The organism is Streptomyces sp. NPDC048197 (assembly GCF_043202395.1).
GTDB lineage: Bacteria > Actinomycetota > Actinomycetes > Streptomycetales > Streptomycetaceae > Streptomyces > Streptomyces siderophoricus.
In genome coordinates this window covers 461,201-477,165 of the sequence record NZ_JBIDAJ010000002.1, presented here as the reverse complement: position 1 = coordinate 477,165, position 15,965 = coordinate 461,201, and the positions used below count along the sequence as shown (strand labels likewise).

Here is a 15,965-nt window from a genome sequence, read left to right as displayed (position 1 = left end):
GAGCTCGTCACGCGGGCCGGGGCGGCCCGGAAATCCGGCCCCGCGCTCCTCTTTGCACGGCGCAATAATGGGAGGTACGGCATGGCCGGGTCCGGCATGCATCCGGCATGCATCCGGCAGCGCCGCCCGTGCGGCGGGGCCGGGGAGAGGGCGTGGTGATCATGGAACGGGACACCGAGACGGTTCACGAGGCGTACGCGTTCGTCTGTCTGCACTGCGGGCACGGCTGGGAGGAGGAGTACGAGATCCGGCACACCACGGATCTGGCGGGCCACCGACGGGCCGACTATTTCGCGCGCGGCATCCGGGTTCCGTCCCCGCTGACCCGCAATGACTGCCCCTCCTGCAACCTCGGCCCGATCCGCATCCTGCGCCCCGGCCGGGTGAACTCGACCCGGACGTATCTGGCCTGACGGCGGCCTCGGCATGTCTGGCGTGAGGGCTGGCCTGACGGCGGACCCGGCCTATCGGGCCTGACGGCGGACCCGGCCTATCGGCGCGACGGCGGCCGGTTCCTTCGGCGCGGCCGGTTCCTTCGGCGCGGCCGGGTCCTTCGGGGCGCGCCTGCCCGCGCCTTCACGTAACCGCCGTACGGGAGCCGTCACGTAACCGGCGTACAGCAGCCGTCACCACCCGGTGTACAGCAGGTGGTTGACCAGCAGCGGGAGCACGGCCTGGGCGGTCAGCCAGTGGCGCCGGTGGGGCGGGGGCAGCAGGGCGCAGGCAGCCAGCAGCCAGGGCGCGAAGGGGAGCCAGATGCGCTCGGTCTCCGCCTTGCTCATGCCGGAGAGGTCGGCCACCAGGAGGGCGAGCAGCGCGGCCAGCACGAGCACGGTCAGGCGGTCGGCGGGCGTGGGCGGCGGGCCGGTGCGCGTGGCGGTGCGTGGGCGGAGGCGCCGCACGGCGGCCGGGGCGCCCGCGAGGGTGTGCCGCAGCGCGGCGCACGTGGCGAGACCGGTGATCAGCACGGCGCAGGCCAGGTTGCCCCACACCCAGTACGCGTACGGTCGGACCGCCGCGGCGCCCTGGTAGTAGCGCTGGACCAGCAGCCGGTACCCCTCCCACCAGTCGAAGCCGGCGAGCGTGAAGGCCACCGCGACTGCCGCCGCCCCGACCGCCACGAGCGGCAGCGGGCGGGCGCTCCGGGCGAGCAGCAGGACCGCGGCGGCGATCAGGACGATGAGGGTGAGTCCGTAGGACAGGTAACAGGTCAGGCCGAGGAGGAGCCCGGAGCCGAGGGCGGCGGCCGCGCGGAGGGGGGCACTCCCCCGGCTTCCTCCGTGAGCGGCCCCACCCCGCGGTGGCCCGGGGAGGGTGCGCCCGGTGGCGGCGAGCGCGAGCAGGGCGAGCGACCAGGCGGCGACCGCGGCGAAGTAGCCGTCGGCGGAGGTGCCCACCCATACGGCGGCCGGGGCCAGGACGAGGTACGGCGCGGCCCGGCGTGCGGTGGGCTCGTCGGTGAGCGCGCGCAGGGCGATGAGGACCGCGGCCGCGGTGGAGGCGCCGGTGACCAGGCACCAGACGCCGGCCCAGGCGCCGCCGGCCAGGCCGAGGCGGTCCAGCCCGACGAAGGTGAGGATCGCGGCCGGCGGGTGTCCGGCGACGTGGGCGGGCCAGTGGTCCGGGGCGTTGTTGAGGATGTGCCCGGTGAAGCCGCGCAGCGCCGGGCCGAGGTCGTCGAAGCGGTGGATGACCGTCAGGTACTCGTAGGCGGTGGTGAGCCGGCCGGCGACGCCGGTCCGCCAGCCGTCGATCAGGGCCAGTGCGGTCGTCCAGGCGAGGGCGGCGGCCCAGCAGGTGAGGAGCAGGGCCCGCCAGGGCAGCCGGGCGGCGAGCGGCGGTCCGTAGGCGATCACGAGGACGGCGACGGTGACCGCGGCGGGGGTGCCGGGGCCCAGGTGCGGGAACCACGAGGCGTACAACGGCGGCCAGTTCACGTGCAGGCTGCCGTTGGCGTGCTCGATGACGGTGCCGATGACGGCGGCGAGCGCGACGAGGAGGGCGCCGGCCGCGGCGGCCAGCAGGTCGGCGCGGCGCGCGGCACGCTCGTCGGGCTCCGGCCGGACGCCCGCCCGGCCCGGCCGGATCTCACGGTGGGTCACACCGGCACGCTAGGCCGCCACGGCCGGGCCGGGGTGGCGCCGTTCCGCCGACGTCAGACTTTCGTCATGCGTTGCGGCCCGCTCGGGACGCCGTTCCCGGCATACCGTCGGCGCATGGCCGCTTCCCGCCCGGTTCCGCCCACCTCCCCGTCGTTCTGGCGCAGTCCGCTGCGCGGCCCGCGGCTGACCGCGCTGCTCGGTGTGGTCCTGCTGGCCGGGATCACCCTGCTGTTCGTCACCGGGCTGCTGTCGTACGCCGCCTACAACCCCGACCTGGCCGGCGGCGTCAACGACCAGACGCCCGAAAAAGGCCTGCTGGGGTTCTACCTGTTCGGCTGGCCCACCGGCCCGCGCTGGCTCTACCGGCTGACCCAGGGGGTGCACGTCACCCTCGGCGTGGTCCTCGTGCCCGTGCTGCTGGCGAAGCTGTGGTCGGTGATCCCGAAGCTGTTCCGGATGCCGCCGGCGCGGTCGTCGGGCGATGCGCTGGAGCGGCTTTCGCTGCTGTTGCTGGTCGGCGGGGCGCTGTTCGAGTTCGTCACCGGGCTGCTCAACGTCCAGTTGGCGTACCTCTTCCCCGGGTCGTTCTACCGGCTGCACTTCTACGGCGCGTGGGTGTTCATCGGCGCGTTCGTGGCCCATGTGGTGCTGCGGCTGCCGCGGACCGTACGGGCGCTGCGGGAGCGGACCGATCCGGCGGCGCAGGACGACGAGACCGGGCTGGTGGCGGTCCGTCCGGACCGGCCGACGGTGAGCCGGCGGGGCGCGCTGGGGCTGGTCGGCGCCGGGTCGCTGCTGTTGCTGGTGACGACCGCGGGGCAGAGCGTGGGCGGGTGGTGGCGGCGTACCGCGCTGCTGGCGCCGCACGGGGGCGCGGATCCGGGTGGCGGGCCGAACGGGTTCCAGATCAACAAGTCCGCGGCGGCCGTCGGGATCCGGGCGCAGGACACCGGTGCCGACTGGCGGCTGACGGTGGAGGGCGGCGGGCGGCGGGTGCGGCTGACCCGCACCGACCTGCTGCGGCTGCCACAGCACCAGGCGGCGCTGCCGATCGCCTGTGTGGAGGGCTGGTCGACGGACGACCAGTGGTGGAGCGGGGTGCGGTTGCGAGAGCTCGCCGCGCTGGTGGGCCTCGGCGACCGGCCGCCGGGTGTGCTGGTGGAGTCGCTCCAGTTGCACGGCGCGTTCCGCCGGGCCGCGCTGAGCGGCAGCCAGGTGCGCGATCCGCGGTCGTTGCTCGCGCTGCGGGTGGGCGGCGCGGAGCTGTCGCGGGACCACGGCTACCCGGCGCGGATCATCGTGCCGGCGGCGCCGGGCGTGCTCAACACCAAGTGGGTGGCGCGGCTTTCGTTCGGGGAGGGGTGAGCGGCGTGCGACGGGTACGGATGCCGGGGCGGGCCGCGCTGGTCCGTGGGTGGCGGCGACTGCGCCGGCGCCGCTGGTACGGCGAGGGGCCGTTGCACCTGGTGCTGATGCTCGGGTCGTTCGCGCTCACCGGTTATGCGGGGGTGCGGCTGCTGGCCGGCGGGCGGTGGCCGCTGGTGGTGGTGTGGTTCGTGGGGGCGGCGCTGCTGCACGATCTGGTGCTGCTGCCGCTGTACGCGTCCGCCGACCGTGCGGTGGTCCGGTGCACTGCGGGGACCGCTCGCCATCGGCCCTGGACGGCCTTCGTGCGGGTGCCCGCCGCGCTGTCGGGCCTGCTGTTGCTGGTGTGGTTCCCGCTCATCGCCTATGCGGCGGGGGGTCGTTGGGCGGTGCACTACGAGGCCGCGACCGGGCTGCCGGCCGGGGTGTTCCTGGGCCGCTGGCTGCTGATCACCGCCGTGCTGTTCGCGGGCTCCGCCCTGTGGTTGCTGTGCCGTACGGTTCAGCCCCGGCGGGCGGTGGGCAGGCTGCGGCGCCGCAGGGCGACGAAGCAGCGTGCGGCGGACGGTGACTGACTCCGCCGGCCGGTGGCGGTCCACCGCTCGACGGGTGTCCAGCCCGCGGCGTCGGCGTACCGCAGCAGCGCGGGCGTGCCGACCCGGGCCCAGGGGAACGGGTCGGCGGTGTGGTGGCCCGCGTACGGGTCGCCGGCGACGCTGACCCGGGCCCGTTCGTCGACGTCCGCGGGGACGGTCTCCACGATGAGCAGCCCGGCCGGGTGGACCAGGGCGGCGGTGCGGGCGAGCAGGGCGCGGGGGTCGCCGCCGATGCCGATGTTGCCGTCGAGGAGCAGCGCGGTACCCCAACTCCCCTCGCCCGGCAGGGACTCGAAGACCGATCGGCGCAGTGCGGCACCCCCGGCCGCGGCGGTGCGGGCGACCGCGGCCGGGCTGACGTCGATGCCGAGCACCCGCCTGCCCTGTGCGGTGAGCGCGGCGACCAGCCGTCCGGGGCCGCAGCCGATGTCCAGGACGGTGCCCTCGCAGTGGCCCAGCGCCGCGAGGTCGGCCTCGTCCGCCGCGGCGCACCAGCGCTCGACGTCCAGCGGCAGCAACCAGCCGTCGGTACGGCGCAGATAGAGCGGTCCGCGGCCGTTGCGCAGCGCCTCGGCGTAGGCGTCCGCCCCCCAGGACGACGGGTGCGGCGGGGCGACAGGAACGGTGGTGCTCATCGGCCCCGCACCGCTGTCAGCCGGGCGAGGGTGGTGGCGAAGCGGCCGGTGGGGGCCTGGGCGGCGACCCGGTGGGCGTCGGCGGCGGTGTCGACGTCGCGGAGCACCGGCAGGTCGCCGATCCGGAGTCCGGCCGCGGTCAGGCGGGCGCGCTGGGCGGCGCCGGTGCCCGCGGTGGACATCGGGACGCCGCGCAGCAACCGGGGGTCGGGGTCGGCGAGGCCGAGCGCCCAGAACCCGCCGTCCTCGGCCGGGCCGAACCAGGCGTCACGGTGCTCCCAGGCGGTCAACTCCAGTGCCGGCGCGAGGAGTTCGGTGGTCACCTGTGGGGTGTCCATGCCGAGGAGCAGGGTGGGGCCGGAGCTGGCGGCGAAGGCCGCGGCGAGCCGTTCGTCGAGGCCGCCGGCGCACTGTGGGCGGACCTCGAAGCCGTCCGGCAGCCAGTCCCCGGGCCGTCCGTCGAGCACCACGGTCCGCCGCCGGGCGGGCATCGCGCGGACCGCGAGGAGGGTGTCGTGCAGGGCCGCGGCGGCCAACTGGGCGGCCTCGGCGGGGGTGTAGGGCGGGGTCAGCCGGGTCTTGACCCGGCCGGGCACCGGTTCCTTGGCGATGACCAGGACGGCGGTCGGCCCGTGCGGGGGCGGCGTACGGTGCGCGGGGCGGGTCATCTGGCCGCCTCCTGCGCCGGGGTGGGCTGTGGGGGCTGGTGGAGGACGGCCCGCATGTCGCGGACCGCCTGCCAGGTGCCGCGCCAGGTGCCGGTGACCTTCGAACGGCCGGTGCGCGGCCGGTAGGGCACCGGGCGCTCCTCGATCCGCCAGCCGGCGTCGGCGGCCCGTACGACCATTTGCAGGGGGTAGCCGCTGCGGCGGTCGGTGAGACCGAGGCCGAGGAGTTCGGTGCGCCGGGCGGCGCGCAGCGGGCCGAGGTCGTGCAGCCGCAGTCCGGTGCGGCGGCGCAGCAGGTGGGCCAGGGCGAGGTTGCCGGCCCGGGCGTGCGGCGGCCAGGCGCCGCGGCCCTGGGGGCGCCGGCGGCCCAGCACCAGATCGCGGTCGCCGTCGCGGACGGCACGGACGAACGGGACGAGCAGCGACGGGTCCAGGGAGGCGTCGCAGTCGCAGAAGCAGACGATGTCCGCGTCGGCGGCCAGGAGTCCGGCGTGGCAGGCGGCGCCGAAGCCGCGGCGCGGTTCGCGGACGACGGTGGCGCCCAGCTCGCGGGCGATCTCGGCGGAGCCGTCGGTGGAGCCGTTGTCCACCACGATGGCGCGCCAGCCGGCCGGGATGCGCGCCAGCACCCACGGGAGCGCGGCGGCCTCGTCCAGGCAGGGCAGGACGACGTCCACCGGGGCGGGCCGGGGGGCGGCGGGGAAGGGCGGTGCGGTGCTGGCGGGTGCGGCGGTCCGCATCTCCTCCCGGGCGAACTCGGCCATGCCCTCCTCGAATCGAATCGCCGCCCGCCAGCCGAGGTCCTCGGCGATCCGCCGCGACGAGGCGGTGATGTGGCGCACGTCGCCGAGCCGGTACTCCCCCGTCACCACCGGCGCCGGCCCGCCGTACGCGGCGGCCAGCTCCTGCGCCATCTCGCCCACGGTGTGCGGGACGCCGCTGCCGGTGTTGTACGCGGTCAGGGTGGCGGCCGCCCGGTCCGGCAGGGCGGTCAGGGCCAGTACGTTGGCCGCCGCGACGTCCCGGACGTGCACGAAGTCCCGCCGCTGGCCGCCGTCCTCGTACACGGTCGGGGGTTCGCCGCGGGCGAGGGCGGAGCGGAAGAACGAGGCCACCCCGGCGTAGGGGGTGTCCCGCGGCATGCCGGGGCCGTAGACGTTGTGGTAGCGCAGTGCGACGGCCCGGCCGCCGGTCGCCCGGGCCCAGGAGGCGGCGAGGTGTTCCTGGGCGAGCTTGGTGGCCGCGTAGACATTGCGGGGATCGGTGGGCGCGGCCTCGTCGACCAGGCCCGGCCGCAGCTCGGAGCGGCAGTGCGGGCAGCGGGGTTCGAACCGGCCGGCGTCCAGGTCCGCCACCGCGCGCGGGCCGGGGCGCACCACGCCGTGTGCGGGGCAGGTGTAGCGGCCCTCCCCGTAGACCACCATGGAGCCGGCGAGCACCAGGTGCCGGACCCCGGCCGTGGCCATCGCCGACAGCAGGACGGCGGTCCCCAGGTCGTTGCAGCCGACGTAGTCGGGGGCGTCGGCGAAGTCCTTGCCCAGACCGACCATGGCGGCCTGGTGGCAGACCGCGTCGATACCGCGCAGGGCGGCCTCGACGGCCGGCCGGTCCCGCAGGTCGGCGACGATCCGCCGGGTGCCGGGCCGCGCCGGCGGGGGTTCGCGGTGTGCCGTGGGCAGCAGGGCGTCGAGTACGACGGGCTCGTGGCCGCCGGCCAGTAGGGCGTCGACGACGTGTGATCCGATGAATCCGGCGCCGCCGGTGACCAGTACGCGCATGCCGGTCACGCTAAGCGCGGCCGGCCCGGAAGCCCCGCGCCACGGCCACCGTGTCACGGGTCCGTAAGATCCGGGCGTTCGTGACCGGCGGTGTTCCCCCGGGCGTTCGTGACCGGCGGATGTTCCCGCCACTGCGATTCGGTAACGGGCGTCGGCGAGGTATTTCGATACGGCATATGTTGCATATGCTCAGGTCGGGGGTCTGGGGGCCGTTTTCGGACAGTCCGACGGCCGGGGCCCCTCCACCCGATCACCTCACACCACACCGTCGGAGACCGCCTTGGCCGTGGAGAACGGGGAGCGCCGCACCGGCTCCCGTGTGCTGTCCGTGCTCCCCTACACGGTCATGGCCGTGGTCACCGCCGTCGACCTGACCGCGGGGCCCGGTGTGGGCTTCCTGCCGCTGGTGTCCCTGGGGCCCGCGTTCGCCGGACTGGTCGGCGGCTGGCGGCGGACCGCGCTGGCCGGGCTGACCGCCTTCGTCCTCTGCCTCGGTCTGGGGGTCTACAACGGGGTGTACGAGAGCCGGCGGGGGCTGACCGCGCTGCTGTCGGTGGCCGGGGTGACCGCGGCCGGGGTGGTGGCCGCGGTGATGCGGCAGCGCCGGGAGGCCGAGCTGGCCAGCGTCCGCTCGATCGCCGAGGTGGCCCAGCGGGTGCTGCTGCGCCCGGTGCCGCGCAGCGCCGGACCCCTGCGGATCGCGGTCTCCTACACGTCGGCGCTGGCCGAGGCCCGGATCGGCGGGGACCTGTACGAGGTGGTGACCTCGCCCGCCGGTGTCCGGATCATCGTCGGGGACGTCCAGGGCAAGGGGCTGGAGGCCGTGGAGAGCGCGGCGGTGGTGCTCGGCGCGTTCCGCGAGGCGGCGTACGACGAACCCGATCTGCCGGCCGTCGGCGAGCGGGTCGAACGGGCCCTGAACCGCCATCTGTCCGGCGAACGCTTCGTCACGGCCGTGCTCGCCGAGATCGGTGACGGCCCGCACGCCACCCTGCTCAACTACGGCCATCCGGCGCCGCTGGTCGTCCGCCCCGCCGGCACGGTCGGCTTCCCCGCGCCGCCGGAACGGTCCCTTCCGCTCGGCCTTACCTGGCACACCGCCAACACCCCGCTGCCCTACCAGGTGCCGTTCAGCCCCGGCGACCAGCTGCTCTTCTACACCGACGGGGTCAGTGAGGCACGCGACGCGGCCGGCCGGTTCTATCCGCTCGACGACCGGGCCGCGCTGCTCAAGGAAGCCGACCCGGAGGCCGCGCTGCGCGCGGTGCGCGAGGACCTGGTCGAGCATGCGGAGGGCCCGCTGCACGACGACGCCGCGATGCTGCTGGTGCGCTACCGCGACGAGCACTCCGCCGGTACCGCGGGGAGCGGCAGCCCGGCGTAGTTCTCGGCGAGTTCGGCCGCGGCGTGCGGGGCGGTGGCGATCCGGTCGAGCTGGGCGAGCTGCAGCCGGGTGTCGAACGGTGACTGGTCCGGGGCGGTGTGCAGAGTCGTCGTCATGAAGGCCGAGAAGTGCTCGGCGCGCCAGACCCGGCGCAGGCAGGTGGCGGAGTAGGCGTCCAGCAGTTCCGTCGAGCCGGTGGTGTGCAGACGGTCCAGGGCGCGGGCGAGGACGGTGACGTCGGCGACGGCGAGGTTGAGGCCCTTGGCCCCGGTGGGCGGCACGATGTGCGCCGCGTCGCCGGCCAGCAGTACCCGGCCGTAGCGCATGGGTTCGGTGACGGAACTGCGCATGGGCAGCACCGACTTCGCGGTGATCGGCCCGCGTGCCAGCTTCCAGGGGGCGGCGCCGGTGGCCGGGTCGACGGCCGCGCGGGTCTCCAGTTCGTCCCAGATCCGGTCGTCGGGCCAGTCCGCCGGGTCGGTTCCGTCGGGGACCTGGAGGTAGAGCCGGCTGACGGTCGGGCTGCGCATGCTGAACAGGGCGAAGCCGCGCGGGGAGTGGGCGTAGACCAACTCGTCCGCGGCGGGCGGGACGTCGGCGAGCACGCCGAGCCAGGAGTACGGGTAGCCGCGCTCGTAGGTGCGGCGTTCGCCCTCCGGGATCGCCCGGCGCGCCACGCCGTGGAAGCCGTCGCAGCCGACGACGTAGTCGCAGTGGAGGGTGTGCACACGGCCCTGGTACCGGTAGTGGACGGCGGGGCGGTCCCCGTCCGCCCCCTCGACGGTGAGTGCTTCCGCCCCGAACAACAGCGGTGCCCCGTCGGCGAGTTGGAGCGCGATGAGGTCCTTGACGACCTCCGTCTGGGCGTAGACCGTCACCCGGCGGCCGTCGGTGAGCTCCGGGAGGTCGAGGCGGTGGGACCGTCCGGCGAAGCGCAGCTCGATGCCGTCGTGCACCAGGCCCTCGCGGTCCAGCCGGGCCCCGGCTCCGCAGCCGCGCAGCACGTCGACGGTGCCCTGTTCGAGGAGGCCGGCGCGCTGCCGACGCTCCACGTAACCGCGGTCGCGGCTCTCCAGGACGGCGCAGTCGATGCCGGACCGGTGCAGCAGACGGGCCAGCAGCAGTCCGGCGGGGCCGCCGCCGATGATGCCGACGGTGGTGCGGCGGACGGGCGGAGGGGGTGTCACGGCGCGGTTCCTTCCGAGCGGTACGGGACGGGGACCGCCGCGGGGGCGTCCGGCGGTGCGGCGAGGTGGCCGAGGAGGGCGGCCAGGACGGCGGCGGGGCGTTCGACGCCCGCGAGGTGGGCGGCGCCGGGCAGTTCGAGGAGGCCGGCGCCGGGGATGCCGTCGACGAGTTCGCGGGCGTGCGGGGGCGGGGTGGCCGGATCGGTGCGGCCGGCGACGACGAGGGTGGGGGCGGTGATGCGGGCGAGGTCGCCGCGCAGGTCGTAGCCGGCGAGGGCGTCGCAGCAGGCCGCGTAGCCGGCCGGGGCGATGCGCTGCCGCAGGGTGGCGAGCAGCGCGGTGGCCTGCGGGGAGGCGGCGAAGTCCGCGGTGAACCAGCGGCCGGCGGCGGTGTCGGCGACCGGTCCGAGCCCCGACTTACGTACCAGGGCGGCCCGTTCGTGCCAGGCCTCCGGTTCGCCGAACCGGGCGGAGGAGCAGATCAGGACGAGCGAGGCGATCCGCTCGGGGTGGTGGGCGGCGAGCCAGGCGCCGACCGCACCGCCGAGCGAGATCCCGGCGTACGAGAAACGGTCGATGCCGAGGCCGTCGGCGAGCGCGAGGACCGCGCGGGCGAGGGCCGGGACGGTGGTGGTGGCGACGGAGGGGGTGCCGCCGTGACCCGGAAGGTCCCAGCGCACGACGCGGAACTGCTGTGCCAGTGCGGCGAGTTGAGGTTCCCAGACGGAGAGGTCGGTGCCGAGGGAGGGGCCCAGGACGAGCGGTGGGGCACCGTCCGGACCGTCGAGGGCGTGGTGCGGCGGCGGGCCGGCGGGCGGGCGGGTCATACGGGCTCCTGCGGGGTGTGCACGGTACGTTCCAGCGCCCGGTCCACGAGGGCACCGGCGGACCCCAAGTAGGCGGTGGGGTCCAGGAGTTGGTCGAGGTCCTCCGGCAGCTGCTCCTCGCCCGGGGCGTCGCGCAGTGCCGTGGCCAGGGGGACGCCCTGTTCGGCGGTGCGGCGGGCCGCGGCGTCCAGGAGGCGGCGGGCCTCGGCGCGGCCGGTCCGGGCGGTGAGGGCCGCGACCAGGCGTTCGGTGACGACCAGACCGCCGGTGGCGCCGAGGTGCTGGCGCATGCGGTCCGGATGCACCCGGAGGCCGGCGGTCAGTTCGGCGGCGTCCCGGGCGGCGCCGCCCACCAGCCGCAGGGCGTCCCGCAGCGGCTGCCATTCGGCGTGCCAGGCGCCGGCCGGACGCTCGTCCTCCGCGGCCAGCGCGCCGTACAGCACCGCGGCGAGCGCGGGGACCTGGCGGGCGGCGGCCGCGATCAGCGTGGCGCGCACCGGGTTGGTCTTGTGCGGCATGGCGGACGAGCCGCCGCCGCTGCCCTCCGACAGCTCGCCGATCTCCGTGCGGGAGAGGGTCAGGACATCGGCGGCGAGCTTGCCGAGGGCACCGGCGGTGAAGGCCAGCGCCCCGGCGAGATCGGCGACCGGGGTGCGCAGGGTCTGCCAGGGCAGGGCGGGTTCGGCGAGCCCGGTCGCGGCGGCGTACGCGGCGAGCAGCCGGGTGCCGGGGTCCTGGCCCGCGGTGGCCGGTGCGCGGTCGGCCTCGGCCCCGGCGTACGCAGGGAGGACGGCCGGGGTGCCCTCGGCCTCGGCGTACGCATGGAAGGCGGCCAGGGTGCCGGCCGCGCCGCCCAGTTGGACGGGCAGCGCGGTACGGACGGCCGTGAGCCGGGCGTGGGCGTCGAGCACCAGGCTGCGCCAGCCTGCGGCCTTGAGGCCGAAGGTGGTCGGCACCGCGTGCTGGGTGAGGGTCCGGCCGGCCATCGGGGTGTCCCGGTGCGCGGCGGCGGTCCGGCGCAGTGCCTCGGCGGTCCGGGCCAGGTCCGCCAGTACGGGCTCCAGCGCCCGGGAGCAGACCAGCATGGTGGCGGTGTCGAGGATGTCCTGGCTGGTGGCGCCGCGGTGCACGTAGCCGGCTGCCTCGGGGGCGCGGGCGGCGACCGCGGCGGTCAGGTCGGCGACGAGCGGGACGACGGGGTTGCCCGCGGCCCGGGCCCGGCGGGCGAGCGTGCCGGGGTCGTACCGGCCGGGCTCGGCGGCCGCGGCGGTGACCGCGGCGGCCGCCTCCTCGGGCGCGAGCCCGGCGGAGGCCTGGGCGCGGGTCAGCGCGACCTCGGCGTCGAGCAGGGCGCGCAGATAGGCGGCGTCCCCGGTGGCGTCGGCCACCGCCGAGCCGGCCCGGGACGGCGCGAGCAGCCCCAGGTCGGCGTCGTCGTGGGGAGCGGGGTGCGGTGCGGCGGCGGCTCGGTGGGTGGCGGAACGGTGGTCCTGGTGGTGAAGGGCGTCGGAGCGGGGGCGGTCATCGGAAGGCAAGGAAGACCGTCTCCTCGTGGGTGCCGTCGGCGGTCTGCTGCAGCTGGACGTCGAAGCGGTAGCGGTCCGGGCCGTCCGGGTGGGCGAGCAGGGTGCGGGCCCGGTGGTCGGGCAGCCGGGACAGCAGCGGGTCGGCGGCGTGGGCCTCGGCGTGCTCGGGGAAGTAGACGCGGGTGAAGAGGTGGTGCAGCAGCCCGCGGGCGAAGACGCAGACGGCGAGGTAGGGCGCGGCGTCGGGGTGGCCGGCCGGGGCGGTGGCGGGCAGGGTGTGCAGGGCGTAGCGGCCGTCGGCGTCGGTCGGGACCCGGCCGAATCCCGTGAAGTCCAGGCCGTGCCGGCCGAGGACCGCACCGGTGACCGGGTCGCGGCGCAGCGAGCCGGGCGCGCCGGTGAGGCTGCCGTCCGGCCCCGCCTGCCAGAACTCCAGCAGGGCGTCCGGCACCGGGGCTCCGTCCCCGTCCCGCACGAGGCCGTGGAGGGTGATCGTGCCGGGCCGGCCGGCCGGTGCGATCTGCTCACCGCCGCGGAACGGGAGGGCGTAGCCGTAGAACGGGCCGATGGTCTGCGAGGGCGTCGGGGGCAGCGGCGCGGCGGGGGTGCCGGCCGGGTCGGGGGTGGCAGCCGGGTCGGTGCTGACGGCCGGGTCGGTGGTGACGGCCGGGTCGGTGGTGGCGGCCGGGTCGGTGGTGGCGCGGGGCATCAGTGGTCCTCCTCGGTCCAGGTGGCGGACGGGCCGTCCAGGACGATGTCCCAGCGGTAGCCCAACGTCCGCCCGGGGCAGGAGAGTTCGTGGTCGTAGGCGGCGACCAGGCGGGCGCGGGCGGCCGGGTCGGTGACCGACTGGAGGATCGGGTCGTAGGGGAAGAGCGGGTCGCCGGGGAAGTACATCTGGGTGATCAGCCGCTGGGTGAAGGCCGTGCCGAAGAGCGAGAAGTGGATGTGGGCCGGGCGCCAGGCGTTGTCGTGGTTGCGCCAGGGGTAGGCGCCGGGCCTGATGGTGGTGAAGGTGTAGCGGCCCTGATCGTCGGTCAGACAACGCCCCGCACCGGTGAAGTTCGGGTCGAGCGGGGCGGGATGCTGGTCGCGCTGGTGGGCGTACCGGCCGGAGGCGTTGGCCTGCCAGATCTCGACGAGCTGACCGCGCACCGGGCGGCCGGTGCGGTCGAGGATGCGCCCGGTGACGGTGATCCGCTCGCCGAGCGGCTCGCCCGGGTGCTGCCGGGTGAGGTCGGCGTCCAGGTCGGTGACGTCCGTGACGCCGAACGCGGGGCCGGTCAGCTCGACGGCCTCCGGGTCGGCCAGGTGGTCGATCTCGACCGGCGGCCGCCGGGGGTGGCGGGGGGTGCTGCTGCGGTACGGGGTGTAGTCCCGCACCGGGTGCGCCGGGGCGGGGATGCCGTCGGCCCGTTCCCGGTCGGCAGCGGCGGAGCGCGCGGCGATCTCGCGGCTGATGGTGGCCTGGGTGGGCAGGGGCGGCGCGGGCGCGACGAGCGGCCGCGGACCGCGAAGCGGGGCGCCGGGCAGGAAGGTGGGAGTCGCGGGGGTGAACGGGGTCAGGGTCATGGGTGCCCTCTCCGTGCGGGTGGTCGGGGCGGTGCGGGTGGTCGGGGCGGTGCGGGTGGTCGGGGCGGTGCGGTGCGGGTGGCCAGGGGTACCCGTGGTCGGGGGCCGGTGGTCGGTTCCGTGCGGGCGGTCGGGCCGGGGCGGGCGGGAGGTCCGGTGTGGGCGCGTCGAGCGGTGACGAGGTCGCGCGCCGGCCCGGCGCACGGCCGGGCCGGCGCCGGCCCGCCCGTGGCGCGGCGCTCCTGCAGGATGCGGCTCCGGACCCCCGGCGGGTAACTACCTTTCGAGCACCATCGCCAGCCCCTGCCCGACACCGATGCACAGCGTCGCGAGGCCCGTTCCGGCGCCGGCGGCCGCCAGTTGGTGGGCCACCGCGCCGACCAGCCGTGCCCCGGAGGCGCCGAGCGGGTGGCCGAGAGCGATTGCACCGCCGCGCGGATTGACGAGGGCCGGGTCGAGCTCCGGCCAGCGGGCCAGGCAGCCGAGCGCCTGGGCGGCGAACGCCTCGTTGAGCTCGACGGTGTGCAGGGCGTCGAAACCGCGGCCGGCCTTCTCCAGGGCCCGGGTGGCCGCCTCCACCGGGCCGAGCCCGAAGTACTGCGGCTCGATACCGGTGACCGCACTGCTGCGGATCCGGGCGAGCGGGGTGCAGCCGGAGGCGCCCAGCCCCCGCTCGTCCATCAGCAGCAGCGCGGCCGCACCGTCGCTGAGCGGTGAGGAGTTGCCGGCCGTGACGGTGCCCGCGCCGGCCGACGGCCCGGTGGCCCCGCGCACCGCCTCGCCCCCCGTACGGAAGGCCGGCCGCAACCGGCCCAGCGCCGCCAACGAGGTGTCCGCCCGGATGCCCTCGTCCTCGGCCACGTCCCCGTACGGCACGATCTCCGCGGCGAACGCGCCGTCCTTCCGGGCCCGGGCCGCCTTCTCGTGGCTGGCCAGCGCGAAGGCGTCCTGCCGGTCGCGGCTGATCCGGTCGCGGTCGGCGATCAGTTCCGCGCCCTCGCCCAGCGCCACGGTCCACTCACCGGGCATCGCGGGGTTGGTCAGCCGCCAGCCCAGGGTGGTGGAGTGCAGGGTCCCCGGTCCCGCGGGGAAGGCGCGGTCCGGCTTGGGCAGGACCCAGGGCGCCCGGCTCATCGACTCCACACCGCCGGCGACGGCCACCGAGGCGTCGCCCAGCGCGACGGCCCGGGCCGCCTGGATGACGGCCTCCATACCGGAGCCGCAGAGGCGGTTGACGGTGACGCCGGGTACGGACACCGGCAGCCCGGCGAGCAGCACCGCCATCCGGGCCACATCGCGGTTCTCCTCGCCCGCGCCGTTGGCGTTGCCGAACCAGACGTCGTCGATCGTGGCCGGATCCAGTCCGGGCGCGCGGTCCACCAGGGCCTTGAGGACATGTGCGGCGAGGTCGTCGGGGCGGGCGCCGGACAGCGCGCCGCCGTATTTGCCGAAGGGGGTACGGACGGCGTCGACGACGTACACGTCCCGGGGCCGGTCGGTGATCATCGGGTGGCGGTGTCCTTCCGTGCGCCGGCCGCCTCGGGCGTACCGGATGCGGGGGTGCCCTGGGGGGTGGCGGCCTTCAGGGCGCGCAGGGCGGCGAGTTCGGCGGCGGTGGGCGGGTCGGTGACACCGATCCGGGCCGCCTCCTTGAGGTCCCAGCCGGTGGCGGCCCGTACCTGCTCGACCGTCACTCCCGGGTGCAGGTCGGTCAGGACCAGCTCGGCGGTGCCGGGGTCGGGGCGGAGGACGCCGAGGTCGGTGATGACGGCGGTCGGGCCGGCGCCGGGCAGGCCGAGCGCGGCCCGGTCCCGGGGGCCGCTGCCGTGGCCGAGGGTGGTCACGAAGTCCAGCGAGCCGACGAAGTTGCGGCGGCTGTGCCGCAGGACCATCAGCACCTGCCCGCAGTTGGCGGCGATCTCGGGCGCACCGCCGGCACCCGGCAGCCGGCCCTCCGGTTTGCCGGGGCCGCGGTCGACGACGGTGGTGTTGATGTTGGCGAACCGGTCGACCTGCGCGGCGCCGAGGAAGCCGACGTCGATCCGGCCGCCCTGCAGCCAGTAGTTGAACATCTCGGGCACGGACACCACCGCGTCGGCGCTGTCCGCCAGTTCGCCGTCCCCGATGGACAGCGGCAACCGGGTCGGTTTGGAGCCGAGGGTGCCGGACTCGTAGATCAGCACCAGGTCCGGATTGACCGTGCGGCGGGCGAGGTTGGCGGCCGTACTGGGCAGCCCGATCCCGACGAAACAGGTCCGCGCACCGGCCAGCGCCCGGGCCGCGTTGACCTCCATGAGCTCGTCGGGGGTGCAGGGCGGGGCTGGT

General features: G+C 76.1%; 15 protein-coding genes and 1 pseudogene. 4 read left to right on the top strand and 12 right to left on the bottom strand.

Going from position 1 to position 15,965, the window contains the following annotated elements; genetic code table 11:
• The first annotated feature begins 161 nt into the window (after positions 1-161).
• The gene (locus tag ACGF4C_RS05080; RefSeq protein WP_030413200.1) at positions 162-413 is read left to right on the top strand and encodes a hypothetical protein; all 252 of its coding nucleotides are present in this window, start codon (positions 162-164) and stop codon (positions 411-413) included.
• Positions 414-626: 213 nt separating this feature from the next.
• On the opposite strand, the gene ACGF4C_RS05075 is transcribed toward ACGF4C_RS05080, so the two are convergent.
• Complete coding sequence (locus tag ACGF4C_RS05075) at positions 627-2,102, bottom strand: hypothetical protein (RefSeq protein ID WP_393563347.1); 1,476 nt, start codon at positions 2,100-2,102, stop codon at positions 627-629.
• 114 nt (positions 2,103-2,216) lie between these two features.
• Here ACGF4C_RS05075 and ACGF4C_RS05070 point away from each other — a divergent pair, with 114 nt between their 5' ends.
• Together ACGF4C_RS05070 and ACGF4C_RS05065 are read left to right on the top strand one after the other, a co-directional pair.
• Positions 2,217-3,467, top strand: coding sequence for a molybdopterin-dependent oxidoreductase (locus ACGF4C_RS05070; protein ID WP_393563346.1), 1,251 nt, complete (start codon positions 2,217-2,219; stop codon positions 3,465-3,467).
• Positions 3,468-3,487: 20 nt separating this feature from the next.
• Positions 3,488-4,042, top strand: a complete 555-nt coding sequence (locus ACGF4C_RS05065; RefSeq protein WP_393563464.1) for a hypothetical protein — start codon at positions 3,488-3,490, stop codon at positions 4,040-4,042.
• Here ACGF4C_RS05065 and ACGF4C_RS05060 read toward each other — a convergent pair.
• The 4 genes and pseudogenes from ACGF4C_RS05060 to ACGF4C_RS05045 form a co-directional block, all read right to left on the bottom strand.
• Entirely contained in the window at positions 3,970-4,698 is a 729-nt protein-coding gene (locus tag ACGF4C_RS05060) for a class I SAM-dependent methyltransferase (protein ID WP_393563344.1), read from the bottom strand. The genes ACGF4C_RS05065 and ACGF4C_RS05060 overlap by 73 nt on opposite strands.
• Positions 4,695-5,366, bottom strand: a complete 672-nt coding sequence (locus ACGF4C_RS05055) for a DUF2064 domain-containing protein (protein WP_393563342.1) — start codon at positions 5,364-5,366, stop codon at positions 4,695-4,697. The genes ACGF4C_RS05060 and ACGF4C_RS05055 overlap by 4 nt, the downstream gene beginning before the upstream one ends.
• Complete coding sequence (locus tag ACGF4C_RS05050; protein WP_393563463.1) at positions 5,363-6,106, bottom strand: glycosyltransferase family 2 protein; 744 nt, start codon at positions 6,104-6,106, stop codon at positions 5,363-5,365. The genes ACGF4C_RS05055 and ACGF4C_RS05050 overlap by 4 nt, the downstream gene beginning before the upstream one ends.
• Positions 6,092-7,144, bottom strand: a pseudogene (locus tag ACGF4C_RS05045) (NAD-dependent epimerase/dehydratase family protein); the annotation flags it as partial. The pseudogene ACGF4C_RS05045 and the gene ACGF4C_RS05050, both read right to left, overlap by 15 nt.
• Positions 7,145-7,490: 346 nt before the next feature.
• Here ACGF4C_RS05045 and ACGF4C_RS05040 point away from each other — a divergent pair.
• Entirely contained in the window at positions 7,491-8,528 is a 1,038-nt protein-coding gene (locus ACGF4C_RS05040) for a PP2C family protein-serine/threonine phosphatase (RefSeq protein ID WP_393563462.1), read from the top strand.
• Here the strand turns inward: ACGF4C_RS05040 and ACGF4C_RS05035 are convergent.
• The 7 genes from ACGF4C_RS05035 to ACGF4C_RS05005 all read right to left on the bottom strand — a co-directional run bounded on the left by ACGF4C_RS05035 (position 8,477) and on the right by ACGF4C_RS05005 (position 15,934).
• Positions 8,477-9,715 (bottom strand): 4-hydroxybenzoate 3-monooxygenase, encoded by a 1,239-nt coding sequence (locus ACGF4C_RS05035; RefSeq protein WP_393563341.1) that lies wholly within the window; start codon positions 9,713-9,715, stop codon positions 8,477-8,479. The genes ACGF4C_RS05040 and ACGF4C_RS05035 overlap by 52 nt on opposite strands.
• Positions 9,712-10,542: a 3-oxoadipate enol-lactonase gene (gene pcaD, locus ACGF4C_RS05030; protein WP_393563340.1), complete on the bottom strand. Its 831-nt coding sequence runs from the start codon at positions 10,540-10,542 to the stop codon at positions 9,712-9,714. Before pcaD ends, ACGF4C_RS05035 begins: the two co-directional genes overlap by 4 nt.
• Positions 10,539-11,966: a 3-carboxy-cis,cis-muconate cycloisomerase gene (gene pcaB, locus ACGF4C_RS05025; protein WP_393563460.1), complete on the bottom strand. Its 1,428-nt coding sequence runs from the start codon at positions 11,964-11,966 to the stop codon at positions 10,539-10,541. The genes pcaD and pcaB overlap by 4 nt, the downstream gene beginning before the upstream one ends.
• Before the next feature lie 97 nt (positions 11,967-12,063).
• Positions 12,064-12,777, bottom strand: coding sequence for a protocatechuate 3,4-dioxygenase subunit alpha (gene pcaG / locus ACGF4C_RS05020; protein WP_393563338.1), 714 nt, complete (start codon positions 12,775-12,777; stop codon positions 12,064-12,066).
• Positions 12,777-13,640, bottom strand: a complete 864-nt coding sequence (gene pcaH / locus ACGF4C_RS05015; RefSeq protein WP_393563336.1) for a protocatechuate 3,4-dioxygenase subunit beta — start codon at positions 13,638-13,640, stop codon at positions 12,777-12,779. Before pcaH ends, pcaG begins: the two co-directional genes overlap by 1 nt.
• Positions 13,641-13,916: 276 nt before the next feature.
• Entirely contained in the window at positions 13,917-15,146 is a 1,230-nt protein-coding gene (locus tag ACGF4C_RS05010) for a thiolase family protein (RefSeq protein WP_393563334.1), read from the bottom strand.
• Positions 15,143-15,934, bottom strand: coding sequence for a CoA-transferase subunit beta (locus ACGF4C_RS05005; RefSeq protein WP_393563458.1), 792 nt, complete (start codon positions 15,932-15,934; stop codon positions 15,143-15,145). Before ACGF4C_RS05005 ends, ACGF4C_RS05010 begins: the two co-directional genes overlap by 4 nt.
• Positions 15,935-15,965 lie beyond the last annotated feature (31 nt).